The organism is Pseudomonas zeae (assembly GCF_014268485.2).
In the GTDB taxonomy this organism is placed as follows: Bacteria; Pseudomonadota; Gammaproteobacteria; order Pseudomonadales; family Pseudomonadaceae; genus Aquipseudomonas; species Aquipseudomonas neuropathica.
Window position 1 is genome coordinate 335027 of record NZ_CP077090.1, and the last position, 25215, is coordinate 360241.

Genomic DNA, 25215 nt, shown 5'->3' on the forward strand with positions numbered 1-25215 from the left:
CGGCGGCACCGCGCAGGCGAAGTTCAGATTTTCTGCACTTTCTCAAACCGCTGAAGTCCCAACCAACACACGCCACTCATCACCAATGCAGGAGAGCCACCATGGCCAACACCTCTTTACGTAAAGCCTCGTTGCAAAGCATGGAAGCCGAGATCGAGAGTCTGCTCAAATCGTTGGAAAGCTTGAAGGACGACGCTTCGGACGAGTCGCGCAAGACCCTCAAGGCGCTGAAAAGCAATGCCGAAAGTGCGCTGAAGCACTCGCGCCACCTGCTCAGCGATGCCTACGAAGAAGTCAAAGTGAAAACCCGCGAAACCGGGATCGCCACCCGTGATTACGCTCAGGAACATCCATGGACGACGGCCGGTGTGGCCGTCGGTGCGATCGGCCTGCTGGCGGCTTACTTGCTGTTTAAGCGCGGCGAGTGATCCGTCTGGCGCAGCTCGTTCTTGAGCCATTGCGCCAGTTGCCGGGCGCGCCCGTCTGCGGCGCGCTTGGGTAGCCACAACGCCAGTTGCGCCGGGGTTTCACAGAAACCCCATGGCGCAACCAGGCGACCGGCCTTCAAATCTTCCGTCACCAGCGGCTCCGGCGCGATGGCTACGCCGAGACCAGCGACCGCTGCTTCCAGCAAATAATACAAATGCTCAAAACCTTGCCCGAGCTTCAACGCTTTTGCGTCGAGGTCGCTTTGCTGTGCCCAGCTTGGCCAAGCTTGTGGGCGTGAAGTTGTGTGCAGCAACGGTTCGTTTAGCAGTGCCGAGGCTGGCGCGGTTTGCAGACGTTGATAACCACTGAACAGCGGACTCATGACCGGGCCGATGCGTTCTGCGGCCAGTTCATAGACCTGCATGTCCGCCGGCCACGGTGGTTCGGCGAACAGCAGCAAAGCATCCAGCCCCGGGCGTCGTGGATCGAGATCGCCTTCGCCCGCCGACAGGTGCAGCCGCAAATCCGGCAGATCGGCATTCAATCGCCCCAGGCGCGGAATAAACCAGCGCGCCAATAGACTTCCAGAACAACCCAAGACGAACGGCGCATCGGCGGTGCTCTGCGTCAGCTCGGCGCAAACACTGCGCAAGCGGTCAAACGCCTCTCCACTTGCATCGCGTAACCGCATGCCGGCATCTGTGAGTTTCAAGCCACGCCCATCCTTGACGAACAGACTGACGCCAAGGTGTTCTTCCAGCACCTTGAGCTGCCGACTGACCGCGCCATGGGTGACGTGTAGCTGTTCGGCAGCCTGACTGACGCTGTTCAGCCGGGCGGTGGCTTCGAACGCACGCAAGGCGTTCAGCGGGGGAAGGTCTTGGCTCATGGTATCTGTGAGTTTTCCTGACAGGTTGTGGCGATCTTATCGGTTTTCAGCATAGAAGGTCAGGGGTAGAGTGGTCGTCATTGTCTTCTCACCCGAATTCACCTGGAGCGACTCATGACCCAGACTTCGAACACCTCTGATCTGCGTAACGGCCCTGACGCCAACGGCTTGTTCGGTTCGTTCGGTGGCCGCTACGTGGCGGAAACCCTGATGCCGCTGATCCTCGATCTGGCTCGTGAATACGAAGCGGCCAAGGAAGATCCGGCGTTCAAAGAAGAATTGGCCTACTTCCAGCGCGACTACGTCGGACGTCCTAGCCCGCTGTATTTCGCCGAACGCCTGACCGAGTTCTGCGGCGGCGCGAAGATTTATCTCAAGCGCGAAGAGCTGAACCACACCGGCGCGCACAAGATCAACAACTGCATCGGCCAGATCCTGCTGGCGCGGCGCATGGGCAAGAAACGCATCATCGCCGAGACCGGCGCCGGCATGCACGGCGTGGCCACGGCCACCGTCGCCGCACGTTTCGGTCTGGACTGCGTGATCTACATGGGCACCACTGACATCGAACGTCAGCAGGCCAACGTCTTCCGCATGAAGCTGTTGGGCGCTGAAGTAATTCCGGTCGTGGCCGGCACCGGCACCCTTAAAGACGCGATGAACGAAGCCCTGCGTGACTGGGTGACCAACGTCGACAACACGTTCTACCTGATCGGCACCGTGGCCGGCCCGCACCCTTATCCAGCAATGGTTCGCGACTTCCAGGCCGTCATCGGCAAGGAAACCCGCGATCAGTTGCAGGCTCAGGAAGGTCGTCTGCCGGACAGCCTGGTGGCGTGCATCGGCGGCGGTTCAAACGCCATGGGCCTGTTCCACCCGTTCCTCGACGACAAGAGCGTTGAAATCATCGGTGTTGAAGCCGCCGGTTACGGCATTGAAACCGGCAAGCATGCGGCGAGCCTGAATGGCGGCGTTCCGGGTGTGTTGCACGGCAACCGTACCTTCCTGCTGCAGGACGACGACGGCCAGATCATCGACGCTCACTCGATTTCCGCCGGCCTCGATTACCCAGGCATTGGTCCTGAACACGCGTGGTTGCATGACATCGGCCGCGTTCAGTACACCTCGGTGACCGACGACGAAGCGCTGGATGCATTCCACAAATGCTGCCGCCTGGAAGGGATCATTCCTGCCCTGGAAAGCGCCCACGCCTTGGCTGAAGTGTTCAAGCGCGCACCGAACTTGCCGAAGGATCACCTGATGGTGGTCAACCTTTCCGGCCGTGGTGACAAAGACATGCAGACCGTCATGCACCATATGGAACAGTCTAAGCAGGAGAAACACTGATGAGCCGCCTGCAAACCCGTTTTGCCGATCTCAAAGAACAGAACCGCGCTGCGCTGGTGACCTTCGTCACCGCCGGTGACCCGGACTACGACACCTCGCTGGCGATCCTCAAAGGCTTGCCGGGTGCTGGCGCCGACGTAATCGAGTTGGGCATGCCGTTCACCGACCCGATGGCCGACGGCCCGGCGATTCAACTGGCGAACATCCGTGCCTTAGGCGCCAAGCAGAATCTGCTGAAAACCCTGCAAATGGTTCGCGAGTTCCGCGAAGTCAACAGTGACACCCCGCTGGTGCTGATGGGCTACTTCAACCCGATCCACATGTATGGCGTTGAGCGCTTCATCGCCGATGCGAAAGAGGCTGGCGTCGATGGCCTGATCGTGGTCGACATGCCGCCTGAGCACAACGCCGAGCTGTGCGACCCGGCGCAGGCTGCGGGTCTGGATTTCATCCGCCTGACCACGCCGACCACCGACGATGCGCGTCTGCCGAAGGTGCTTAATGGCAGCTCCGGTTTCGTTTATTACGTGTCGGTCGCCGGTGTGACCGGTGCCGGCGCGGCGACGCTGGAGCACGTTGAAGAGGCGGTGACCCGTCTGCGTCGCCATACCGATCTGCCGATCAGCATCGGTTTCGGCATCCGCACGCCGGAGCAAGCGGCGTCCATCGCGCGTCTGGCCGACGGTGTGGTGGTGGGTTCGGCATTGATCGATCACATCGCCAACGCGACCACACCCGACCAGGCCATCGACGGCGTGCTGAGCCTGTGCTCGGCTCTCTCCGAAGGCGTGCGTAAGGCCCGCGTCAGCTGAAGGTAAAGTTCCTGATACAGAGGAATTAGCGCCTCGCGGCACAGACTAATCCAGCAAGACCGAGGGATTCAGAACCACGTTCTGAATCCCTTTTTGCTGTTTGTGCCGTGAGGAAGACCCGATGAAAATGCCGAAACGTCTGATGGCCGGACTGGGCGTGCTGATGATCAGCGTGACACCGCTGCTGGCCAGTGCCGATCCGCGCGACGATCACGACCACGGCGGCCCACAGCAGGGCCAATACAACAACCATGGTAATGATCATCGCGATGATCATCGTGGCCCGCCAAGCGATCACCGTGGCGGCCCGCCGCCGCACGACTTCGGCCCGGTGCGCCAGACCATTCGTGACAATCATGGCTACTTCGTGCGCGGTGCGCCGCCGCCTCCGGGGATTCATCTGGAGCGTGGCCGGCCGTTGCCGCACGGCTATTACGGCGAGCGTCTGGATAATCGGGCGTTAGGTCGTCTGCCGGTGTACCCGGGTTACGAATGGCGCCGGGCGGGGGGTGATATCGTGCTGATCGCGGTGGGCACCGGTATCGTCTACGAAATTCTCGATGGCGTTTTGTATTGATCTGCAGGCAATAAAAAAGACCGCAGCCATTGGCTGCGGTCTTTTTTTCAGGGCAGCTCCAGTCCGCCGGAGGCCTTGTGCAGTTTGCGCAGATGCGCGCCGATCTGCTTCACGTTCTCCTCACTGGCCGCAATTTCCGCAGCCCGCTTGGGCTCCAGCAACTTGCGCACTTCGGCGTCGAGATCACCCGACAGCGCGAGCAACTTCTTCTGCCGTTGACTGCTCTCTGCTTCGAGTCGACTGAACTCGGTTGGCTGCGGCAATCCGTAACCCTTGGAATCGAGCAATTCCGCCGGACGGCTAAGGAACCCGCTGTTGGCGAGGATTTCCTGCAAGGTCGCGTTGGCCTTGTCCATGCCGCCGTTTTCCAGCTCCCGCGCGCCGAGGTAGCGTTGCTTGACCTCATCCTGAGCCAGCAACAACTGGCGTCGATAACTCGCCTGCTCCAACAGCAGCAGGGCGGCGCTGGTACGCAAGTCGGCGCGTTCGAACCACTCACGGCGTTCTTCGGCTGTCAGCGAAAGCCATTCCTCGACGGTGTTCTGTTTGATCGGCAATTGCTTCTTAAGCACATCGAACATGGCCTGATAGCGATCGCGGAACGAGTCGAAGCGGTAGCCAAGACGCAACGCTTCTTTCGGATCATCCAGCACACTGGTGTCCGCCAGACCACGGCCCTTCATCACTTCCAGCAAGCCGTTGGGCATGATGCTGTCCAGACCCACGAACTGGCTGTTGTCACTGCCGCTGCGCAACAGTTTCAGACCTTCCACCGCACAGTTGTTGGAGAGGAAGAAGTAGTTGCCGTCGTAGCTCCAGTGCATTTCGGCGGCGTGTTCGACCACGCCTTCGATCTCGCCCCGTGACAGGTTCAGCGGCACGGAAGCGAGGCTACGCAGTTCGGTCTTGGTGTATTCGTCGATGACCTGCGCGAGCGGCAGCACGAACAGGCGCGACGGGTACTTGCCGACCAGTCCGTCCCAGCTCGACAGCTGTACATCGCCGACAAAGGCGCGGTAGGACAACACCAGATGCTGATCGAGGTCGAGCCGGCAATCCGGCCCGCGCGGGCGACCCGGTGCACAGATCACCAGACGCAACATGCTGTGGCCCCAGCGGCTGACCCAGTTCTGATTGGCCTCGGCCAGTAGATAGTCGACGGCGTAGACCCGCTCGGGATCGACCTGCCCCAAGGGTTGCTTGGCGAAGTCGTTGCCGGCATTGAGGAAGGAGAAGGTCTTGCTGCAGGTGTCCTTGGCCGGCGGTGTCCAGCCGAAGTGCTGCTGGTAATAGCGATACAACGCCGGGCGACGGCAGGCATAGCTCGGGTCGAGGAGGAAATACTCCATGTTGACCGCGACAAACTCCTTCGGGCTGGAGATTTCGTACAGGTCCGGGCTGCGCGCGATCTGGCGGTTGTGTTGTTCGCGCTCACCCCGACGGCCGACGTATTGCTGCCAACCGGCGAGATCGAGCAGGCGTGGGTCATCACTGAGGGTGAAACGCCGCCCGTTCTGCCCGCGACACTCATCGGGAATGCCGATCAGCCCGGCGCTGTTGAAACGACGCGTGCAGCGCTGGATCAGTGTGCGTTCAGCATCTGGCCACAGGCGCGCACGATCATAAATATGGGTGATTTCATGCAGCACCGTGGCGAGCAATTCCTGGCGCACAGTGCCGTGGGGGCGATTGGTTTTTTCTTTGGCTGCAGTGCCGTCAGTGAGGCTGGCCAGCAGTTTGCGATTCAGATCGAGTTCGGCAACGAGCGTGGCCTGGCCGTAAGCGTTGGCGGGCATGTCGTCGCTCCAGCCGACATCGATGCGCCGATCCAGCCGTTCGATAAAGCTCGGCGGCAGCTTTTGCATCGCCTCATCGATCAGCGCCTGGCTGGCCTGTTGTTGGGTGGGGCTCAGACCGTCAGTCTTGAGCCGCAATTGCAGGCCGGCGTGGGCGCTGTTGCCAAGCAGCAACAACGCCCCGGCCAGCAGCCAGGTGCCGAGTGACTTCACAGTGCGAGGATGGCTTCGGCGAGAACCTGATCGCTGGCGTCGCGCGCTTCCGGCACACGGGTGCGCAGGGTGTTGAGCGCGGCTTCCAGATGCGCACCACGGATATCACCGTTAGTGGCGACGAAACTGGCGGCATCATCGTGTGCTTCGCGGATGATTTTCGAATCGCGGATCGACGTGGTGGTGTCGGAAGTGAAATCGATAGTGCGCTGGGAGGCACGAACGATGATGTTACTGGTGGCTACCAGGGTGTGCGCCTGGGCCACGTCGGCCAACAAAAACAGGCCAAGGGCGGCAGCAATCAGCGGGCTACGCATGGAACGACTCCGGAAGGGCAAGGATAACAGGGGTACAGGATAACTATTGGACGAGAATTGCCTCTGCCAGTTCAAGGTCGCTGACATGAAGTTTCGGCCGGGTTTTGCGCAGGTAATGCAGCGCGGATTCCAGTCGAGCACCTCGCCATTCACCGTCACTGGCAACAAAAGCTGCGGCATCATCGTGGGCCGCGAGCAGCAGTTTACGGTCGAACGGTGCGGAAGACACCATGCTGGTGGCGTAACCACTGACGACGGTGCCTTGGGTCGACGCGTTAAAAGCATCGAAGGCGTCCACCGACGTAGCCCAGCTAGCGGTTAGCAGAACAGAAGGGATCAGCAAATTTGAAAGAAAACGCATGAGACTCGGTATTGGTTAGCGAGCCCAAAGGCTAGCGCAATGCCCGGACCAGAGCCAGCGCCGAAACATCGGGACACGACCGGCGTGTCCCGAACGGTGTCAGGCGCTTAGATCGTCAGGATGGCTTGAGCCAACTGCGCGTCGGTAGCTTGTAGCTGTGGGGCCTGATGACGGATGTGATCCAGCGCGCTTTCCAGTTTCACACCACGGATTTCGCCTTCGCTGGCCACGAAGCTGGCAGCGTCGTCACGGGCGGCGAGGACGATTTTGTCATCACGGAACGACGAGGAAACGTCGGAGGTGGCGTCGGACGAGGATTTCAGTGCACCGACAACAGCGTCGGTGGTCACGATGAAGCTGGTGGCGCTGGCGTTGGCAACCACGGCCAGCAGGGCGGCAGCACTGAGCAGACGAAGACGGGACATGGTGTAACTCCTATGGATAAACCGTATTGAGAGGTGGCTCGGGATCTGAGGAGTCAGACGCCAGTGACACAGCATTCGCCACGTTCTGCGTGGATATTAGGCTTGCTTTGCGAGGTTCGCACAGTGGGCAAAATGCTAGCGCCAGAACGGTTTATCCAGTTCACTCAGTCGATCGGCATGGCTGAGGCCAAGATCGGCGAGATCCCGACCGTCGAGTTGAGAGAGCAGGCGCCTTGTTCTGGCGCGCTCCAGGCTGTCCAGAAGCCCGCGAATCAGGCGACGCAGAGCATTGGGGCGAGGGTAGGAATGGCTGAAGTTTCTTGAAACATCCTGTAAGTCATTCATGACGTAGTCCTTATTACCGGTGAAGGCGGAAGGTCATGTTGAGCCTGTGACAGAGGAAGAGGCAGATACAGCAGAAGCAAATTGTACTGGTTCAGGTTGTGATTCTAATAAACTGTACCTGCCGGCGATAAAGCTAGCTGTATAGGGATTTAAAACTCCCCAAAACGACGAAACCCGTCGTGGTTTCCCACGACGGGTTTCGTTTGTTCAATTCGGGTTGCTGGCGGTGGGTCTAACGACCAGAGCCAGCGACGCTACTTAGCGCCAGAACGGCTTGCTCAGCTCTTCGTAGCGTTGTGCTTCGCTGATACCGGCGTCAGCCAGCAAACGCGAATCCAGGCGAGCCAGTTGATGGCGGCTGGAGATGCGGCGCTGCCACAACATCAGGTTGGCGATAACGCGCAGAGGCAGGGAAGCCTGGGTGTTTACAGCTTTGTCTTCGAAGAACAGTTCGGAACTGAGTGTACGTTCCATGGTTGACATCCTTCCGCTTGTGGCGGGATCAGGTAGTGGTTTGACTGGTGCCCATGATCCTCTCGTTTGCCAAGTCTCTCTAGATACAGTTCAACTGTATTGTGAGTGACCAGTTAACTGTTTATAGGGGGTGTACGGGTCAAAATTGAGCAAACTGTACCTGTCCGCACTTAAGTGGTGCGTTTTTGATCGATTCGAGGAAAAAGGTAGGCAAAAGCTGTAGGAAAAGACCAGTACAGCAGTACAGTTTTTGTCAGCATTGAAGATTGCAACAATCCGCTGACGCAAACTGTGTTTGCGCCAACGGTTTATCTGAGTGGATTACACCGCAAGCATGCGCCCGGTTTCTTCCAGGTTCATATGCCAGCTCAACGCTTCACGCAAAATGTGTGGGGTATGGCCACCGATTGCACAGGCCTTCGTGAAGTAATCATTCAGCGCTTGACGGAAGTCCGGGTGCACACAGTTATCGATGATCACACGTGCACGTTCCCGCGGCGCCAGGCCGCGCAAATCGGCCAGACCCACTTCGGTCACCAGAATGTCGACATCGTGCTCTGTGTGGTCGACGTGGCTGACCATCGGCACCACGCTGGAAATCGCCCCGCCCTTGGCGATTGATTTGGTCACGAACACCGCCAGATGCGCGTTACGCGCGAAGTCACCCGAACCGCCGATGCCGTTCATCATCCGCGTGCCGCAAACGTGGGTGGAGTTGACGTTGCCGTAGATGTCGAACTCCAGCGCTGTGTTGATGCCAATGATGCCCAGCCGGCGCACCACCTCAGGGTGGTTGGAGATTTCCTGCGGACGCAGCACCAGTTTGTCCTTGTACTTCTCCAGATTGCCGAACACGTCGCTGTTGCGGCGTTCCGACAGGGTGATCGAGCTGCCCGACGCAAAGCTCAGCTTGCCGGCGTCGATCAGATCGAAGGTCGAATCCTGCAGCACTTCGGAGTACATCGTCAGGTCTTCAAACGGCGAATCGATCAGACCGCACATCACCGCGTTGGCAATGTTGCCGATCCCCGCCTGCAACGGGCCGAGCTTGTTGGTCATGCGCCCGGCGTCGACTTCCTGCTTGAAAAAGGTGATCAGGTGATCGGCAATGGCGTTGGTGTCGACGTCCGGCGACGACACGGTAGACGGCGAGTCCGCCTGCTGGGTGATCACGATGGCGACAATCTTCTCCGGCGGAATCGGAATCGCCGTGCTGCCGATGCGGTCGTCGACTTTTACCAGCGGAATTGGCGTGCGCGTCGGGCGATAGGTCGGGATATAGATGTCATGCAGGCCTTCGAGGTTGGCGTTGTGCGCCAGGTTGATCTCGACAATCACCTGTTTGGCGAAAATCGCGAAGCTTGCCGAGTTGCCCACCGAGGTGGTCGGCACGATGTGGCCTTGCTCGGTGATGGCCACGGCTTCGATGACCGCGATGTCCGGCAGCTTCAGTTGTTGGTTGCGCAGTTGCTCGACGGTTTCCGACAGATGCTGGTCGATGAACATGACCTCGCCGGCGTTGATTGCCTTGCGCAGGGTGCTGTCGACCTGGAATGGCATCCGCCGCGACAGCACGCCGGCTTCGGTCAGTTGCTTGTCGAGGTCGTTGCCCAGGCTGGCGCCGGTCATCAGGCTGATCTTCAGCGGCGTGACCTTGGCCCGCTCGGCCAGTGCATGAGGGACGGCTTTGGCTTCGCCGGCGCGGGTGAAGCCGCTCATGCCGACGGTCATGCCGTCCTCAATCAAAGCGGCTGCGTCGGCGGCGCTCATCACTTTATCCAACAACGAAGGCAGGCGAATACGGTCACGGTACATGGATTATTATCTCGGGAAGCGAGTAGCAGGATGCGCAGTCTAGTGAATTTGACGAGCGCCTGTCCCGCTACCAAGGTCGCAAACGAGGCGTCTATTTAGCGGGTTTGAAGTAAAACACCGTTACTGGATCTGCAACAACGCGGCAAATTGTCCGACTGTTTGCGCAAACAAAAACGCCCCGACAAGTCGGGGCGTTCGCTATTGCAGAGGGGAATTATTCGACCGCTTTGACCATGTCTTCGATGACTTTCTTCGCGTCGCCGAAGACCATCATGGTTTTGTCCAGATAGAACAGCTCGTTGTCCAGACCGGCATAGCCGCTGGCCATCGAGCGCTTGTTGACGATGATGGTCTTGGCTTTGAACGCTTCGAGAATCGGCATGCCGGCAATCGGCGATTTCGGATCGTTCTTTGCGGCCGGGTTAACCACGTCGTTCGCGCCGAGCACCAGCACCACATCGGCCTGACCGAACTCGGAGTTGATGTCCTCCATCTCGAACACCTGGTCGTAAGGCACTTCGGCCTCGGCGAGCAGAACGTTCATGTGCCCCGGCATACGGCCCGCTACGGGGTGGATCGCGTACTTCACGGTCACGCCACGGTGGGTCAGCTTCTCGGTCAGCTCTTTCAGCGCATGTTGCGCACGTGCCACTGCCAGACCGTAGCCCGGGACGATGATCACGGTGTCGGCGTTGGTCAGCAGGAAGGTCGCGTCGTCAGCCGAACCGGATTTCACCGGACGTGCTTCTTTCGCACCGGCAGGACCTGCGTCTACCGTGTTGCCGAAACCGCCGAGCAGTACATTAAAGAAGGAACGGTTCATCGCCTTGCACATGATGTACGAGAGGATCGCGCCGCTCGAACCCACCAGCGAACCGGCGATGATCAGCATCGAGTTGTTCAGCGAGAAGCCGATACCCGCCGCCGCCCAGCCCGAGTAGCTGTTGAGCATCGACACCACGACCGGCATGTCGGCGCCGCCAATCGGGATGATGATCAGCACGCCCATCACAAACGCCAGCGCCAGCATCAGCGCGAACGCAGTGAGGTTACCGGTGAACATGAAGGTCAGGCCCAGTGCCAGCGTCGCCAGGCCCAGCACGGCGTTCAGCTTGTGCTGACCAACGAACTGTACCGGGGCGCCCTGGAACAGACGGAACTTGTATTTGCCCGACAGCTTGCCGAACGCAATCACCGAACCGGAGAAGGTGATCGCGCCGATCGCAGCGCCGAGGAACAGCTCCAGACGGTTGCCCGCCGGAATCGAGTCGCCCAGTTGCTTGACGATGCCCAGCGATTGCGGCTCCACCACAGCGGCGATGGCAATGAACACTGCCGCAAGGCCGATCATGCTGTGCATGAAGGCGACCAGTTCCGGCATCTTGGTCATTTCAACGCGCTTGGCCATGATCGAACCGGCGGTGCCGCCGACCAGCAGGCCAACGATCACGTAACCGATACCGGCCGTAGCCAGCTCAGCGCCCAACTTATAGATGAGGCCGACGGTGGTCAGGATGGCCAACGCCATGCCGAGCATGCCGAACAGGTTGCCGCGCCGCGAGGTAGTCGGGTGCGACAGGCCTTTGAGGGCCTGGATAAAGCAGATCGACGCGATCAGGTAGAGCGTCGTGACGAGATTCATGCTCATTACTTCGGCGCCTCTTCTTTTACTTTCGGGGCTTTCTTCTTGAACATCTCAAGCATGCGGCGGGTCACCAGGAAGCCACCGAACACGTTGACCGCAGCCAGCGCCACAGCAAGGGTGCCCATGGTTTTGCCCAGCGGCGTGACGGTCAGCGCAGCGGCAAGCATGGCGCCGACGATTACGATCGCCGAGATGGCGTTGGTTACCGCCATCAAAGGTGTGTGCAGCGCAGGTGTAACGTTCCAGACCACGTGGTAACCGACATAAATCGCCAGCACGAAGATGATCAGGTTGTAGATACCGGGGGAGATAAGCTCTTCCATCGTCTGAATCCCTGCTTAGGCGTTTTTGCGGATGACTTGGCCGTCGCGGCACATCAGGCACGCGGCGACGATGTCGTCTTCGAGGTTGACGTCGAACTGGCCTTCTTTGGTGAACACCAGCTTGAGGAAGTCCAGCAGGTTGCGCGCATACAGTGCCGAGGCGTCTGCAGCGACTGCACCGGCCAGATTGGTCGGGCCGCAAATGGTCACGCCATTTTCGACCACGACCTGATCGGCCACGGTCAGCGGGCAGTTGCCGCCCTGAGCAGCGGCGAGGTCGATGACCACCGAACCCGGTTTCATCTGCGCCACGGTCTCCGCGCTCAACAGCGTCGGTGCCTTTCGGCCCGGAATCAGCGCGGTGGTGATGACGATGTCAGCTTGCTTGGCGCGTTCGTGCACGGCCTGCGCCTGACGCTGCATCCAGCTTGCCGGCATTGGCCGCGCGTAACCGCCGACACCAACGGCGCATTCACGCTCTTCATCGGTCTCGTAAGGCACGTCGACGAACTTCGCGCCGAGGGATTCGATCTGCTCTTTTACCGCCGGACGCACGTCGGACGCTTCGATCACCGCACCAAGACGCTTCGCCGTGGCGATCGCCTGCAACCCGGCCACACCGGCGCCGAGAATCAGCACGCGCGCCGCTTTCACGGTGCCCGCAGCGGTCATCAGCATCGGCATGAAGCGCGGATAGTAATGAGCGGCCAGCAACACAGCCTTATAGCCGGCAATGTTCGCCTGCGACGACAACACATCGAGACTCTGCGCGCGCGAGGTGCGCGGCGCCGCTTCGAGGGCGAACGCGGTAATGCCGCACTCGGCCATCTTTGCGATGGTTTCGTTGTTGAACGGATTGAGCATGCCGACCAACACCGTACCGCGCTTGATCAGCGTCAGTTCGGCATCGCTTGGCGCGACCACTTTGAGAATCAGCTCGGCGCCAAACGCGTCATTGGCACTGCCAATGGTTGCGCCTGCCGCTTCATAGGCACTGTCGACCACACTGGCTTTAACGCCGGCGCCGGTTTGCACAGTGACCTTATGACCTTGGCTGATCAGCTTTTTAATGGTTTCCGGGGTTGCAGCAACCCGTGTTTCACCGGTCTGGGTTTCGAGAGGAACACCAATGTGCACGTCAAATCTCCTGCGTGATCTTATTGAGTAAACCCATGCACTACGGATGGTGCGACTGGGGCGGCCGATCAGCACGATCCCGCCAAATCAGGGCGGGGCGCGGCATTTTGCAGGCGAACTTTATGCCCTTCAAGGGATTATGACGGGTGACGGAAAATTAACTACAAGTCATCCCGTGACCGAATGTCGCAGATGGCCAGCCGAATCCCTTGCAGGCCGTGCCTTGTAAGGATTCTGGCCGAATATGGAAAAATTTCTCATCGGTGACGTGAATAGGCACTAATGCGTCGCTGATGAAGGCTCAAAGCCACGTCGTCAGCCGCTTGTGGGACGTCTGTACGACTTTCGGATACAGTCTGTTGAATTGCGACAAATACTTATATCTGTAGGGCTTTTGTTTTCCTGACTACGGGGTTAGATAACGTGGTAAGCCTTTACCCTTCTAGGCTGTAGCTCTGTGCCTGAGTTACCAGCCAGTCACGAAATGCCTTTAATGACGCTGATTCGACCTTTCGCTCAGGAATCATCAGGTAGTAGGCCTTGATACTGGAAAGCGCCTGCGGGTTTGCAATTACCAGGCGTTTCTCGGCCAGCTCACGCTGAATCAAGAACGGTGGAATCAGCGCGATGCCCATGTCGTGCATGGCCGCTTGGGCGAGCATGGAGAATAGCTCGTAGCGCGGGCCTGTCATGTCGCGGGGGATATTCAGCTGTTGCGAGTTGAACCACTGGCGCCAGGCGTAAGGTCGGGTGGTCTGCTGCAGCAGCGGCAGTTCGGCGATGGCTGCGGCTGTCAGAAGCGTCTTGTTGTCGAGTAGGGCGGGGCTGCACACCGGCATCGGATTCTCGCCCATCAGCCTGTGGGATTCGGTACCGGACCAATCGGCATCACCGAAGTAGATCGCCGCATCGAATTCGGTATCGGCAAACAGAAAGGGCCGGGTGCGGTTGGTCAGGTTGACCGTGACTTCCGGATGCTTGAGCTGGAAATCTTTCAGACGTGGCAGCAGCCATTGCGTGCCGAAGGTCGGCACCACCGCCAGTTCGATTACGTTGGTGCCTTGCTGGCCCATCACGGACAGCGTGTCGCGTTCGACTGCATCTAGTTGCGTCGCGACTCGGCGGCTGTAGGAAAGCCCCGCCTCGGTCAGCTTCACCCCGCGCCGCGAGCGTCGGAACAGTTCCACACTGAGGAACTCCTCAAGGCTGGCTATTTGTCGGCAAATGGCGCCTTGAGTCAGGGAAAGTTCTTCGGCAGCGCGGGTAAAGCTCTCGTGGCGCGCGGCAGCTTCGAAACTGATCAGGGCGGTGGTGCTGGGGATCTTCCTGCGCATGTACGTCAACCTCACTAATGCGCCGCATAAAAGGCATTCCGCGACGTGTCGGAGTGAGAAATTAGCACAACAGAATGCGAAATCCTCGTTTGCCGCGATGACGAACCGCGCCTAGGATCAATGCCACGTTAATTCACCGATTTGCGAGGACAGACTCATGGGCGGTAAAGCTAGCTTCAACTGGATCGATCCCCTGCTGCTGGATCAACAGCTCACCGAAGAAGAGCGCATGATCCGCGACACCGCCGAGCAGTTTGCTCAACAGAGCCTCGCGCCGCGTGTTCTTGAAGCCTTCCGTCATGAGAAAACCGACCCGGCGATCTTCCGCGAGATGGGCGAAGTCGGTCTGTTGGGCGCGACCATCCCTGAGCAGTATGGCGGCAGCGGTCTGAACTATGTCAGCTACGGTCTGATTGCCCGTGAAGTCGAGCGTGTCGACTCAGGCTACCGCTCGATGATGAGCGTACAGTCGTCGCTGGTGATGGTGCCGATCAACGAATTCGGTACTGAAGCGCAAAAGCAGAAGTACCTGCCGAAGCTGGCTTCCGGCGAATGGATCGGCTGCTTCGGTCTGACCGAACCCAACCACGGCTCCGACCCGGGCGCGATGATCACTCGTGCACGTAAGGTCGACGGCGGCTACAGCCTGACCGGCGCGAAAATGTGGATCACCAACAGCCCGATCGCCGATGTGTTCGTGGTCTGGGCCAAAGACGATGCCGGTGACATTCGTGGTTTCGTCCTGGAAAAAGGCTGGAAAGGCCTGAGCGCTCCGGCGATTCACGGCAAGGTCGGCCTGCGTGCGTCGATCACGGGTGAGATCGTTATGGATAACGTGTTTGTGCCGGAAGAGAACATCTTCCCGGATGTGCGTGGCCTGAAAGGTCCGTTCACCTGCCTCAACTCGGCGCGTTACGGCATTTCTTGGGGCGCGCTGGGCGCTGCCGAGTTCTGCTGGCACACCGCTCGTCAGTACACCCTCGATCGCCAGCAGTTTGGTCGCCCATTGGCTGCCACTCAGTTGATCCAGAAAAAACTGGCAGACATGCAGACCGAAATCACCTTGGCCCTGCAAGGCTGCCTGCGGTTGGGGCGTATGAAAGATGAAGGCACTGCTGCGGTCGAGATCACTTCGATCATGAAACGCAACTCTTGCGGCAAGTCGCTGGACATTGCCCGTATGGCGCGCGACATGTTGGGTGGTAACGGCATCTCCGACGAATTCGGCGTGGCCCGTCATCTGGTCAACCTGGAAGTGGTGAATACCTATGAAGGGACTCACGACGTTCACGCGCTGATCCTCGGGCGTGCGCAAACCGGTCTGCAGGCGTTCTATTAACAGGAGAGCGACCATGGGCGCGCTGTCGCATCTGCGGGTACTGGATTTATCGCGAGTATTGGCCGGACCGTGGGCCGGGCAGATCCTCGCCGACCTTGGCGCCGAAGTGATCAAGGTCGAGCGCCCGGGCAATGGCGATGATACGCGCGCCTGGGGGCCGCCCTTCCTTAAAGACGCTTATGGCGAGAATACGTCTGAGGCGGCTTATTACCTGTCGGCCAACCGCAACAAGCAATCGGTGACCATCGATTTCACGCGGCCCGAGGGTCAGAAGTTGGTGCGCGAGCTAGCGGCGAAGTCGGACATCCTCATTGAGAATTTCAAGGTCGGTGGTCTGGCGGCGTATGGGCTGGACTACGAATCGCTGAAAGCGATCAATCCGGACCTGATCTATTGCTCGATTACCGGATTCGGCCAGACCGGGCCGTATGCCAAGCGCGCCGGCTATGACTTCATGATTCAGGGGCTGGGTGGGCTGATGAGCCTGACCGGACGTCCTGAGGGTGATGAGGGTGCCGGTCCGGTGAAAGTTGGTGTGGCGCTGACGGATATTCTCACCGGTCTGTATTCGACGGTAGCCATTCTGGCTGCGCTGGCTCATCGCGATCACGACGGTGGTGGGCAGCACATCGACATGGCATTACTGGATGTCCAGGTGGCGTGTCTGGCTAACCAGGCGATGAACTACCTGACAACGGGCAACGCACCTAAGCGCTTGGGCAATGCGCATCCGAACATCGTGCCTTATCAGGATTTTCCTACGGCCGATGGTGATTTCATCCTCACCGTGGGTAATGACGGGCAGTTCCGCAAGTTTGCCGAAGTGGCGGGGCAGCCGCAGTGGGCGGATGATCCGCGTTTCGCGACCAATAAGTTGCGGGTGGCGAATCGCGCGGAGCTGATTCCTTTGATTCGTCAGGCAACCGTGTTCAAGACGACTGCCGAGTGGGTTGCTCAGCTGGAGCAGGCGGGCGTGCCGTGCGGGCCAATCAATGATTTGTCGCAAGTGTTTGAGGACCCTCAGGTCAAGGCGCGTGGCTTGGCGATAGAGATGCCGCATGCGTTGGCGGGTATGGTGCCTCAGGTAGCCAGCCCCATTCGTTTGTCGCAGACGCCGGTTGAGTATCGTCGGGCGCCTCCCTTGTTGGGTGAGCATACGCTGGATGTTTTGCAGCGGGTGCTTGGGATGGGGTCGGGTGCGGTGGCTGATTTGAAAGCCGCTGGAGTGCTGTAGACATTCCTTCTATATAGAAGCGCGGCGTTTGCTTCCTATATAGAGAGGCGGTTGACTGTTTTTCAACCAATCTGCAAGTGATTGAAAGAAAAGTGAAATTAACGGTTGACGGCAGATTCAGGATGTCTATAATTCGCCCCACTTCCGGCGCAGTCGAAACGGAAAACTCCTTGAGATTCAATGAGTTATGCAGGTTTCGGCGGCAGGTTGCTTCAGTTCATCGAAGCCAGAAGGAAGTTGAAAAAGAGGTGTTGACAGCAGCGTGTAACGCTGTAGAATTCGCCTCCCGCTGACGAGAGATCGGAAGCGCAAGTGGTTGAAGTTGTTGAAGAATTCTTCGAAAACTTCTGAAAATAATCACTTGACAGCAAATGAGGCTGCTGTAGAATGCGCGCCTCGGTTGAGACGAAAGATCTTAACCAACCGCTCTTTAACAACTGAATCAAGCAATTCGTGTGGGTGCTTGTGGAGTCAGACTGATAGTCAACAAGATTATCAGCATCACAAGTTACTCCGCGAGAAATCAAAGATGTAACCAACGATTGCTGAGCCAAGTTTAGGGTTTCTTAAAAACCCAAAGATGTTTGAACTGAAGAGTTTGATCATGGCTCAGATTGAACGCTGGCGGCAGGCCTAACACATGCAAGTCGAGCGGATGAGAGGAGCTTGCTCCTGGATTCAGCGGCGGACGGGTGAGTAATGCCTAGGAATCTGCCTGGTAGTGGGGGACAACGTTTCGAAAGGAACGCTAATACCGCATACGTCCTACGGGAGAAAGCAGGGGACCTTCGGGCCTTGCGCTATCAGATGAGCCTAGGTCGGATTAGCTAGTTGGTGAGGTAATGGCTCACCAAGGCGACGATCCGTAACTGGTCTGAGAGGATGATCAGTCACACTGGAACTGAGACACGGTCCAGACTCCTACGGGAGGCAGCAGTGGGGAATATTGGACAATGGGCGAAAGCCTGATCCAGCCATGCCGCGTGTGTGAAGAAGGTCTTCGGATTGTAAAGCACTTTAAGTTGGGAGGAAGGGCAGTAACTTAATACGTTGCTGTTTTGACGTTACCGACAGAATAAGCACCGGCTAACTCTGTGCCAGCAGCCGCGGTAATACAGAGGGTGCAAGCGTTAATCGGAATTACTGGGCGTAAAGCGCGCGTAGGTGGTTCGTTAAGTTGGATGTGAAATCCCCGGGCTCAACCTGGGAACTGCATTCAAAACTGTCGAGCTAGAGTATGGTAGAGGGTGGTGGAATTTCCTGTGTAGCGGTGAAATGCGTAGATATAGGAAGGAACACCAGTGGCGAAGGCGACCACCTGGACTGATACTGACACTGAGGTGCGAAAGCGTGGGGAGCAAACAGGATTAGATACCCTGGTAGTCCACGCCGTAAACGATGTCAACTAGCCGTTGGGAGCCTTGAGCTCTTAGTGGCGCAGCTAACGCATTAAGTTGACCGCCTGGGGAGTACGGCCGCAAGGTTAAAACTCAAATGAATTGACGGGGGCCCGCACAAGCGGTGGAGCATGTGGTTTAATTCGAAGCAACGCGAAGAACCTTACCAGGCCTTGACATCCAATGAACTTTCCAGAGATGGATTGGTGCCTTCGGGAACATTGAGACAGGTGCTGCATGGCTGTCGTCAGCTCGTGTCGTGAGATGTTGGGTTAAGTCCCGTAACGAGCGCAACCCTTGTCCTTAGTTACCAGCACGTAATGGTGGGCACTCTAAGGAGACTGCCGGTGACAAACCGGAGGAAGGTGGGGATGACGTCAAGTCATCATGGCCCTTACGGCCTGGGCTACACACGTGCTACAATGGTCGGTACAAAGGGTTGCCAAGCCGCGAGGTGGAGCTAATCCCATAAAACCGATCGTAGTCCGGATCGCAGTCTGCAACTCGACTGCGTGAAGTCGGAATCGCTAGTAATCGTGAATCAGAATGTCACGGTGAATACGTTCCCGGGCCTTGTACACACCGCCCGTCACACCATGGGAGTGGGTTGCACCAGAAGTAGCTAGTCTAACCTTCGGGAGGACGGTTACCACGGTGTGATTCATGACTGGGGTGAAGTCGTAACAAGGTAGCCGTAGGGGAACCTGCGGCTGGATCACCTCCTTAATCGACGACATCAGCTGCTCCATAAGTTCCCACACGAATTGCTTGATTCATTGAAGAAGACGAAAGAAGCAGCCCGAAATTGGGTCTGTAGCTCAGTTGGTTAGAGCGCACCCCTGATAAGGGTGAGGTCGGCAGTTCGAATCTGCCCAGACCCACCAATTTTGTGTGGGAAACGCCTGTAGAAATACGGGGCCATAGCTCAGCTGGGAGAGCGCCTGCCTTGCACGCAGGAGGTCAACGGTTCGATCCCGTTTGGCTCCACCACTACTGCTTCTCTTGTATAAAGCTTAGAAATGAGCATTCCATCATGATGATGGTGAATGTTGATTTCTAGTCTTTGACTAGTTCGTTCTTTAAAAATTTGGGTATGTGATAGAAAGATAGACTGAACGTTACTTTCACTGGTAACGGATCAGGCTAAGGTAAAATTTGTGAGTTCTCTTAATTGAGAAATTCGAATTTTCGGCGAATGTCGTCTTCACAGTATAACCAGATTGCTTGGGGTTATATGGTCAAGTGAAGAAGCGCATACGGTGGATGCCTTGGCAGTCAGAGGCGATGAAAGACGTGGTAGCCTGCGAAAAGCTTCGGGGAGTCGGCAAACAGACTTTGATCCGGAGATGTCTGAATGGGGGAACCCAGCCATCATAAGATGGTTATCTTGTACTGAATACATAGGTGCAAGAGGCGAACCAGGGGAACTGAAACATCTAAGTACCCTGAGGAAAAGAAATCAACCGAGATTCCCTTAGTAGTGGCGAGCGAACGGGGACTAGCCCTTAAGTGGCTTTGAGATTAGCGGAACGCTCTGGAAAGTGCGGCCATAGTGGGTGATAGCCCTGTACGCGAAAATCTCTTAGTCATGAAATCGAGTAGGACGGAGCACGAGAAACTTTGTCTGAATATGGGGGGACCATCCTCCAAGGCTAAATACTACTGACTGACCGATAGTGAACTAGTACCGTGAGGGAAAGGCGAAAAGAACCCCGGAGAGGGGAGTGAAATAGATCCTGAAACCGTATGCGTACAAGCAGTGGGAGCAGACTTTGTTCTGTGACTGCGTACCTTTTGTATAATGGGTCAGCGACTTATTTTCAGTGGCGAGCTTAACCGAATAGGGGAGGCGTAGCGAAAGCGAGTCTTAATAGGGCGTCTAGTCGCTGGGAATAGACCCGAAACCGGGCGATCTATCCATGGGCAGGTTGAAGGTTGGGTAACACTAACTGGAGGACCGAACCGACTACCGTTGAAAAGTTAGCGGATGACCTGTGGATCGGAGTGAAAGGCTAATCAAGCTCGGAGATAGCTGGTTCTCCTCGAAAGCTATTTAGGTAGCGCCTCATGTATCACTGTAGGGGGTAGAGCACTGTTTCGGCTAGGGGGTCATCCCGACTTACCAAACCGATGCAAACTCCGAATACCTACAAGTGCCGAGCATGGGAGACACACGGCGGGTGCTAACGTCCGTCGTGAAAAGGGAAACAACCCAGACCGTCAGCTAAGGTCCCAAAGTTATGGTTAAGTGGGAAACGATGTGGGAAGGCTTAGACAGCTAGGAGGTTGGCTTAGAAGCAGCCACCCTTTAAAGAAAGCGTAATAGCTCACTAGTCGAGTCGGCCTGCGCGGAAGATGTAACGGGGCTCAAACCATACACCGAAGCTACGGGTATCACCTTCGGGTGATGCGGTAGAGGAGCGTTCTGTAAGCCTGTGAAGGTGAGTTGAGAAGCTTGCTGGAGGTATCAGAAGTGCGAATGCTGACATGAGTAACGACAATGGGTGTGAAAAACACCCACGCCGAAAGACCAAGGTTTCCTGCGCAACGTTAATCGACGCAGGGTTAGTCGGTCCCTAAGGCGAGGCTGAAAAGCGTAGTCGATGGAAAACAGGTTAATATTCCTGTACTTCTGGTTATTGCGATGGAGGGACGGAGAAGGCTAGGCCAGCTTGGCGTTGGTTGTCCAAGTTTAAGGTGGTAGGCTGAGATCTTAGGTAAATCCGGGATCTTAAGGCCGAGAGCTGATGACGAGTGTTCTTTTAGAACACGAAGTGGTTGATGCCATGCTTCCAAGAAAAGCTTCTAAGCTTCAGGTAACCAGGAACCGTACCCCAAACCGACACAGGTGGTTGGGTAGAGAATACCAAGGCGCTTGAGAGAACTCGGGTGAAGGAACTAGGCAAAATGGCACCGTAACTTCGGGAGAAGGTGCGCCGGTGAGGGTGAAGGACTTGCTCCGTAAGCCCATGCCGGTCGAAGATACCAGGCCGCTGCGACTGTTTATTAAAAACACAGCACTCTGCAAACACGAAAGTGGACGTATAGGGTGTGACGCCTGCCCGGTGCCGGAAGGTTAATTGATGGGGTTAGCTAACGCGAAGCTCTTGATCGAAGCCCCGGTAAACGGCGGCCGTAACTATAACGGTCCTAAGGTAGCGAAATTCCTTGTCGGGTAAGTTCCGACCTGCACGAATGGCGTAACGATGGCGGCGCTGTCTCCACCCGAGACTCAGTGAAATTGAAATCGCTGTGAAGATGCAGTGTATCCGCGGCTAGACGGAAAGACCCCGTGAACCTTTACTATAGCTTTGCACTGGACTTTGAATTTGCTTGTGTAGGATAGGTGGGAGGCTTTGAAGCGTGGACGCCAGTTCGCGTGGAGCCATCCTTGAAATACCACCCTGGCAACTTTGAGGTTCTAACTCAGGTCCGTTATCCGGATCGAGGACAGTGTATGGTGGGTAGTTTGACTGGGGCGGTCTCCTCCTAAAGAGTAACGGAGGAGTACGAAGGTGCGCTCAGACCGGTCGGAAATCGGTCGTAGAGTATAAAGGCAAAAGCGCGCTTGACTGCGAGACAGACACGTCGAGCAGGTACGAAAGTAGGTCTTAGTGATCCGGTGGTTCTGTATGGAAGGGCCATCGCTCAACGGATAAAAGGTACTCCGGGGATAACAGGCTGATACCGCCCAAGAGTTCATATCGACGGCGGTGTTTGGCACCTCGATGTCGGCTCATCACATCCTGGGGCTGAAGCCGGTCCCAAGGGTATGGCTGTTCGCCATTTAAAGTGGTACGCGAGCTGGGTTTAGAACGTCGTGAGACAGTTCGGTCCCTATCTGCCGTGGACGTTTGAGATTTGAGAGGGGCTGCTCCTAGTACGAGAGGACCGGAGTGGACGAACCTCTGGTGTTCCGGTTGTCACGCCAGTGGCATTGCCGGGTAGCTATGTTCGGGAAAGATAACCGCTGAAAGCATCTAAGCGGGAAACTTGCCTCAAGATGAGATCTCACTGGAACCTTGAGTTCCCTGAAGGGCCGTCGAAGACTACGACGTTGATAGGTTGGGTGTGTAAGCGCTGTGAGGCGTTGAGCTAACCAATACTAATTGCCCGTGAGGCTTGACCATATAACACCCAAGCAATTTGACTACTCGAAAGAGCATCAGATTGCGGTGTGTGAAGACGAAACGAACCGAAAGTTCGATGTTCACAAACACCGAAAGCTGTCACATACCCAATTTGCTGAAGCGAGGCCATCTGGTCACGAGTCAGTACCCGAATTTCTTGACGACCATAGAGCGTTGGAACCACCTGATCCCATCCCGAACTCAGCAGTGAAACGATGCATCGCCGATGGTAGTGTGGGGTTTCCCCATGTGAGAGTAGGTCATCGTCAAGATTAAATTCCGAAACCCCAATTGCGAAAGCAGTTGGGGTTTTGTTTTAGTAGAAGTAACTGTTTTTGCTGGCTCGTTACCGTGTTGACGGGCCAGATAAAGAATTTCTTGACGACCATAGAGCGTTGGAACCACCTGATCCCATCCCGAACTCAGAAGTGAAACGATGCATCGCCGATGGTAGTGTGGGGTTTCCCCATGTGAGAGTAGGTCATCGTCAAGATTGAATTCCGAAACCCCTGTCTGCTAACGCAGACGGGGGTTTTGTCATTTCAGGATCAGATAAAGAAACGACAAAGCCAGCTCCTGAGACATCAGGGGCTGGCTTTTTTATGCACAGGAAAAAGGGTTGCAGGATTTGAAACCGCCGCCGGAACGTTGCTCCGGAAACACCGTGGCGAACGCTCTGGCACGCCGTTGGGCGGGAATCTGGCAGAAAAATCATCCATTTCCCGTATGGCCCTAAGATTTCTCCGACACGTGCCGACAGACTGGTGAGACATGCGTGCACCAAAGTAGAGCGGCTAGTAGAACGCTGCCTGCACTGTACATGGAATGTTGCATCCGGAACGCATCCCCACTTTTGGCATAAGAAGTCCCATGAAATGAATCTCAAGTTCAGCCATAAAATCCTGTTGGCCGCCTCGGGCGTCGTGGTCCTGGCGTTCGCGCTGTTCACCCTCTACAACGACTATCTGCAGCGAAACACCATTCGCCAGAACCTTCAGTCTTCTGTGCAGCAGGCCGGTGATCTGACCGCCAGCAGCGTGCAGAACTGGATGAGCGGGCGGATCCTGGTGCTGGAAAACCTCGCGCAGAACGTTGCCCATCAGGGTAAGGACGCGGACTTCCCGGGCCTGGTCGATCAACCGGCCTTCACCTCGAACTTCCAGTTCACCTACGTCGGTCAGGCCAACGGTGTGTTCACCCAGCGCCCTGACGCGAAGATGCCGGACGGCTATGACCCGCGTCAGCGCCCTTGGTACAAGCAAGCCGTGGTAGCTGACAAAACCATGCTGACGCCGCCATACATGGCTGCTGTCGGCGGGCTGGTGGTGACCATCGCCATGCCGGTGAAAAAGAACGGCGAACTGCTCGGTGTGGTCGGTGGTGACCTGAGCCTGGAAACCCTGGTGAAGATCATCAACTCGGTGGACTTCGGTGGCCTCGGCCATGCATTCCTGGTCAGCGCCGACGGTCAGGTGATCGTTAGCCCGGACAAGGATCAGGTCATGAAAAACCTGAAAGACATCTACCCGAACACCAGCGTGCGCATCGAGAAGGGCAACCAGAACGTCGTGCTTAACGGCCAGGAACGTATTCTGTCGTTCACTCCGGTCAGCGACCTGCCGAATGCGCAGTGGTACATCGGTCTGTCGATCGATCACGACAAGGCCTACGCCGCACTTAGCCAATTCCGTACTTCGGCGCTGATCGCGATGTTTGTCGCGGTGGCAGCGATTGCATTGCTGCTGAGCCTGTTGATCAATGTGTTGATGCGCCCGCTGACCACCATGGGCCGCGCGATGCAGGACATCGCTCAGGGCGAGGGCGACCTGACCCGTCGTCTGGTGGTAGAGAGCAAAGACGAGTTCGGTGAATTGGGCAGCGCGTTCAACCAGTTCGTTGAGCGGATTCACGCGTCGATTTCCGAAGTGTCTTCCGCCACCCGTCATGTGCATGACTTGTCGCAACGGGTGATGGCATCGTCCAACGCTTCGATCGTCGGCTCCGACGAGCAAAGTGCGCGCACCAACAGCGTCGCTGCGGCGATCAACGAACTGGGTGCCGCCACGCAGGAAATTGCGCGCAACGCCGCCGATGCTTCGCAGCACGCCAGCGGGGCCAGCGAGCAGGCCGATGACGGGCGTCAGGTGGTCGAGCAGACGATTCAAGCGATGACCGAACTGTCGCAGAAGATCAGCCTATCGTGCACGCAGATCGAAACCCTGAACGCCAGCACCGACAACATCGGCCACATCCTCGACGTGATCAAAGGCATTTCGCAACAGACCAACCTGTTGGCACTTAACGCCGCGATCGAAGCGGCGCGTGCCGGTGAAGCCGGACGTGGTTTTGCCGTGGTGGCGGACGAGGTGCGTAACCTTGCCCATCGCACCCAGGAGTCGGCGGAAGAGATCCACAAAATGATCACGTCGTTGCAGATCGGTTCGCGGGAAGCGGTGACCACGATGAACGCCAGTCAGGTGTCCAGCGAGCAGAGCGTGGAAGTGGCCAATCAGGCCGGTTTGCGTCTGGTCAGCGTGACTCAGCGCATAGGTGAAATCGACGGCATGAACCAATCTGTAGCCGCGGCCACTGAAGAGCAGACCGCGGTTGTGGAAACCCTCAACGTCGACGTTAACCAGATCAACCTGCTGAATCAGCAGAGCGTGGCTAACCTCAACGAGACGTTGAAGGATTGTGATGCGTTGTCGCAGCAGGCTAACCGTCTGAAGCAATTGGTCGACAGCTTCAAGATCTGATTATTCAGATTGGAGACCGCGTTATCGTTCTTCGCGAGCAGGCTCGCTCCCACATTTGGAATGCATTTCCCTGTGGGAGCGAGCCTGCTCGCGAAAGCGGTGGTGCATTCACCGCAAAGC

The 25215-nt window shown here is 57.2% G+C and carries 19 protein-coding genes, 2 tRNA genes and 4 rRNA genes; 13 read left to right on the top strand and 12 right to left on the bottom strand.

Annotated features, from left to right (window positions below; genetic code table 11):
* Positions 1 to 101 precede the first annotated feature (101 nt).
* A complete protein-coding gene (locus tag HU754_RS01540) occupies positions 102 to 428 on the top strand; it encodes an ElaB/YgaM/YqjD family protein (RefSeq protein WP_007911686.1) in 327 nt (108 codons plus the stop codon).
* Here the strand turns inward: HU754_RS01540 and HU754_RS01545 are convergent.
* Complete coding sequence (locus tag HU754_RS01545; protein ID WP_186620384.1) at positions 401 to 1318, bottom strand: LysR family transcriptional regulator; 918 nt, start codon at positions 1316 to 1318, stop codon at positions 401 to 403. The genes HU754_RS01540 and HU754_RS01545 overlap by 28 nt on opposite strands.
* A 114-nt stretch (positions 1319 to 1432) precedes the next feature.
* Between HU754_RS01545 and trpB the strand changes: the two genes are divergently transcribed.
* The 3 genes from trpB to HU754_RS01560 all read left to right on the top strand — a co-directional run bounded on the left by trpB (position 1433) and on the right by HU754_RS01560 (position 4054).
* The gene (gene trpB, locus HU754_RS01550) at positions 1433 to 2665 is read left to right on the top strand and encodes a tryptophan synthase subunit beta (RefSeq protein ID WP_186620386.1); all 1233 of its coding nucleotides are present in this window, start codon (positions 1433 to 1435) and stop codon (positions 2663 to 2665) included.
* Positions 2665 to 3477, top strand: a complete 813-nt coding sequence (gene trpA / locus HU754_RS01555; protein ID WP_186620388.1) for a tryptophan synthase subunit alpha — start codon at positions 2665 to 2667, stop codon at positions 3475 to 3477. The genes trpB and trpA overlap by 1 nt, the downstream gene beginning before the upstream one ends.
* 121 nt (positions 3478 to 3598) lie before the next feature.
* A complete protein-coding gene (locus HU754_RS01560; RefSeq protein ID WP_186620396.1) occupies positions 3599 to 4054 on the top strand; it encodes an anti-virulence regulator CigR family protein in 456 nt (151 codons plus the stop codon).
* Between the two features lie 47 nt (positions 4055 to 4101).
* On the opposite strand, the gene HU754_RS01565 is transcribed toward HU754_RS01560, so the two are convergent.
* From HU754_RS01565 to HU754_RS01615, 11 genes are all read right to left on the bottom strand, one after another.
* Positions 4102 to 6063 (bottom strand): DUF7844 domain-containing protein, encoded by a 1962-nt coding sequence (locus tag HU754_RS01565; RefSeq protein WP_186620398.1) that lies wholly within the window; start codon positions 6061 to 6063, stop codon positions 4102 to 4104.
* The gene (locus HU754_RS01570) at positions 6060 to 6380 is read right to left on the bottom strand and encodes a DUF2388 domain-containing protein (RefSeq protein ID WP_007911662.1); all 321 of its coding nucleotides are present in this window, start codon (positions 6378 to 6380) and stop codon (positions 6060 to 6062) included. Before HU754_RS01570 ends, HU754_RS01565 begins: the two co-directional genes overlap by 4 nt.
* Before the next feature lie 43 nt (positions 6381 to 6423).
* Positions 6424 to 6741: a DUF2388 domain-containing protein gene (locus HU754_RS01575; RefSeq protein WP_186620400.1), complete on the bottom strand. Its 318-nt coding sequence runs from the start codon at positions 6739 to 6741 to the stop codon at positions 6424 to 6426.
* 107 nt (positions 6742 to 6848) lie between these two features.
* Positions 6849 to 7166: a DUF2388 domain-containing protein gene (locus HU754_RS01580; RefSeq protein WP_186620402.1), complete on the bottom strand. Its 318-nt coding sequence runs from the start codon at positions 7164 to 7166 to the stop codon at positions 6849 to 6851.
* 135 nt (positions 7167 to 7301) lie between these two features.
* Positions 7302 to 7511, bottom strand: a complete 210-nt coding sequence (locus HU754_RS01585; RefSeq protein ID WP_093429470.1) for a DUF1127 domain-containing protein — start codon at positions 7509 to 7511, stop codon at positions 7302 to 7304.
* 258 nt (positions 7512 to 7769) lie between these two features.
* Entirely contained in the window at positions 7770 to 7985 is a 216-nt protein-coding gene (locus HU754_RS01590; protein ID WP_007911656.1) for a DUF1127 domain-containing protein, read from the bottom strand.
* A gap of 321 nt (positions 7986 to 8306) precedes the next feature.
* The gene (scpC, locus tag HU754_RS01595) at positions 8307 to 9800 is read right to left on the bottom strand and encodes a succinyl-CoA:acetate CoA-transferase ScpC (protein WP_186620404.1); all 1494 of its coding nucleotides are present in this window, start codon (positions 9798 to 9800) and stop codon (positions 8307 to 8309) included.
* 214 nt (positions 9801 to 10014) lie between these two features.
* On the bottom strand, positions 10015 to 11448 hold the full coding sequence (locus tag HU754_RS01600; protein WP_186620405.1) for an NAD(P)(+) transhydrogenase (Re/Si-specific) subunit beta: 1434 nt from the start codon (positions 11446 to 11448) through the stop codon (positions 10015 to 10017).
* Positions 11448 to 11768, bottom strand: coding sequence for an NAD(P) transhydrogenase subunit alpha part 2 (locus tag HU754_RS01605; protein ID WP_003187417.1), 321 nt, complete (start codon positions 11766 to 11768; stop codon positions 11448 to 11450). The genes HU754_RS01600 and HU754_RS01605 overlap by 1 nt, the downstream gene beginning before the upstream one ends.
* A 15-nt stretch (positions 11769 to 11783) precedes the next feature.
* On the bottom strand, positions 11784 to 12905 hold the full coding sequence (locus HU754_RS01610) for a Re/Si-specific NAD(P)(+) transhydrogenase subunit alpha (protein WP_186620407.1): 1122 nt from the start codon (positions 12903 to 12905) through the stop codon (positions 11784 to 11786).
* A gap of 434 nt (positions 12906 to 13339) precedes the next feature.
* A complete protein-coding gene (locus HU754_RS01615) occupies positions 13340 to 14239 on the bottom strand; it encodes a LysR family transcriptional regulator (protein ID WP_186620409.1) in 900 nt (299 codons plus the stop codon).
* A gap of 157 nt (positions 14240 to 14396) precedes the next feature.
* Here HU754_RS01615 and HU754_RS01620 point away from each other — a divergent pair, with 157 nt between their 5' ends.
* From HU754_RS01620 to HU754_RS01660, 9 genes are all read left to right on the top strand, one after another.
* Positions 14397 to 15578 carry an acyl-CoA dehydrogenase gene (locus tag HU754_RS01620; protein ID WP_007953903.1) on the top strand — a complete coding sequence of 394 codons (1182 nt, stop codon included), beginning with the start codon at positions 14397 to 14399 and terminating at the stop codon, positions 15576 to 15578.
* Positions 15579 to 15591: 13 nt separating this feature from the next.
* Entirely contained in the window at positions 15592 to 16812 is a 1221-nt protein-coding gene (locus HU754_RS01625; RefSeq protein WP_186620411.1) for a CaiB/BaiF CoA transferase family protein, read from the top strand.
* Positions 16813 to 17398: 586 nt separating this feature from the next.
* A 16S ribosomal RNA gene (locus tag HU754_RS01630) occupies positions 17399 to 18935 on the top strand.
* A gap of 81 nt (positions 18936 to 19016) precedes the next feature.
* A tRNA-Ile gene (locus HU754_RS01635) sits at positions 19017 to 19093 on the top strand.
* Positions 19094 to 19123: 30 nt separating this feature from the next.
* Positions 19124 to 19199: transfer RNA gene (locus HU754_RS01640), tRNA-Ala, on the top strand.
* A 246-nt stretch (positions 19200 to 19445) separates the two neighbouring features.
* Positions 19446 to 22339, top strand: a 23S ribosomal RNA gene (locus HU754_RS01645).
* Between the two features lie 156 nt (positions 22340 to 22495).
* Positions 22496 to 22611 (top strand): 5S ribosomal RNA (gene rrf, locus HU754_RS01650).
* A gap of 105 nt (positions 22612 to 22716) precedes the next feature.
* Positions 22717 to 22832: ribosomal RNA gene (gene rrf / locus HU754_RS01655) — 5S ribosomal RNA — on the top strand.
* The 16S, 23S and 5S rRNA genes sit together here with 2 tRNA genes alongside, the layout of an rRNA operon.
* 382 nt (positions 22833 to 23214) lie before the next feature.
* Positions 23215 to 25095 carry a methyl-accepting chemotaxis protein gene (locus HU754_RS01660; protein ID WP_186625626.1) on the top strand — a complete coding sequence of 627 codons (1881 nt, stop codon included), beginning with the start codon at positions 23215 to 23217 and terminating at the stop codon, positions 25093 to 25095.
* Positions 25096 to 25215 lie beyond the last annotated feature (120 nt).

What these genes read in the sequence shown, in the direction of transcription:
- HU754_RS01540 (WP_007911686.1), top strand. Translation starts at nt 102, where the DNA reads ATGGCCAACACCTCTTTACGTAAAGCCTCGTTGCAAAGCATGGAAGCC.
- HU754_RS01545 (WP_186620384.1), bottom strand. Translation starts at nt 1,318, where the DNA reads ATGAGCCAAGACCTTCCCCCGCTGAACGCCTTGCGTGCGTTCGAAGCC.
- trpB (WP_186620386.1), top strand. Translation starts at nt 1,433, where the DNA reads ATGACCCAGACTTCGAACACCTCTGATCTGCGTAACGGCCCTGACGCC.
- trpA (WP_186620388.1), top strand. Translation starts at nt 2,665, where the DNA reads ATGAGCCGCCTGCAAACCCGTTTTGCCGATCTCAAAGAACAGAACCGC.
- HU754_RS01560 (WP_186620396.1), top strand. Translation starts at nt 3,599, where the DNA reads ATGAAAATGCCGAAACGTCTGATGGCCGGACTGGGCGTGCTGATGATC.
- HU754_RS01570 (WP_007911662.1), bottom strand. Translation starts at nt 6,380, where the DNA reads ATGCGTAGCCCGCTGATTGCTGCCGCCCTTGGCCTGTTTTTGTTGGCC.
- HU754_RS01575 (WP_186620400.1), bottom strand. Translation starts at nt 6,741, where the DNA reads ATGCGTTTTCTTTCAAATTTGCTGATCCCTTCTGTTCTGCTAACCGCT.
- HU754_RS01580 (WP_186620402.1), bottom strand. Translation starts at nt 7,166, where the DNA reads ATGTCCCGTCTTCGTCTGCTCAGTGCTGCCGCCCTGCTGGCCGTGGTT.
- HU754_RS01585 (WP_093429470.1), bottom strand. Translation starts at nt 7,511, where the DNA reads ATGAATGACTTACAGGATGTTTCAAGAAACTTCAGCCATTCCTACCCT.
- HU754_RS01590 (WP_007911656.1), bottom strand. Translation starts at nt 7,985, where the DNA reads ATGGAACGTACACTCAGTTCCGAACTGTTCTTCGAAGACAAAGCTGTA.
- scpC (WP_186620404.1), bottom strand. Translation starts at nt 9,800, where the DNA reads ATGTACCGTGACCGTATTCGCCTGCCTTCGTTGTTGGATAAAGTGATG.
- HU754_RS01600 (WP_186620405.1), bottom strand. Translation starts at nt 11,448, where the DNA reads ATGAGCATGAATCTCGTCACGACGCTCTACCTGATCGCGTCGATCTGC.
- HU754_RS01605 (WP_003187417.1), bottom strand. Translation starts at nt 11,768, where the DNA reads ATGGAAGAGCTTATCTCCCCCGGTATCTACAACCTGATCATCTTCGTG.
- HU754_RS01615 (WP_186620409.1), bottom strand. Translation starts at nt 14,239, where the DNA reads ATGCGCAGGAAGATCCCCAGCACCACCGCCCTGATCAGTTTCGAAGCT.
- HU754_RS01620 (WP_007953903.1), top strand. Translation starts at nt 14,397, where the DNA reads ATGGGCGGTAAAGCTAGCTTCAACTGGATCGATCCCCTGCTGCTGGAT.
- HU754_RS01625 (WP_186620411.1), top strand. Translation starts at nt 15,592, where the DNA reads ATGGGCGCGCTGTCGCATCTGCGGGTACTGGATTTATCGCGAGTATTG.
- HU754_RS01660 (WP_186625626.1), top strand. Translation starts at nt 23,215, where the DNA reads ATGAATCTCAAGTTCAGCCATAAAATCCTGTTGGCCGCCTCGGGCGTC.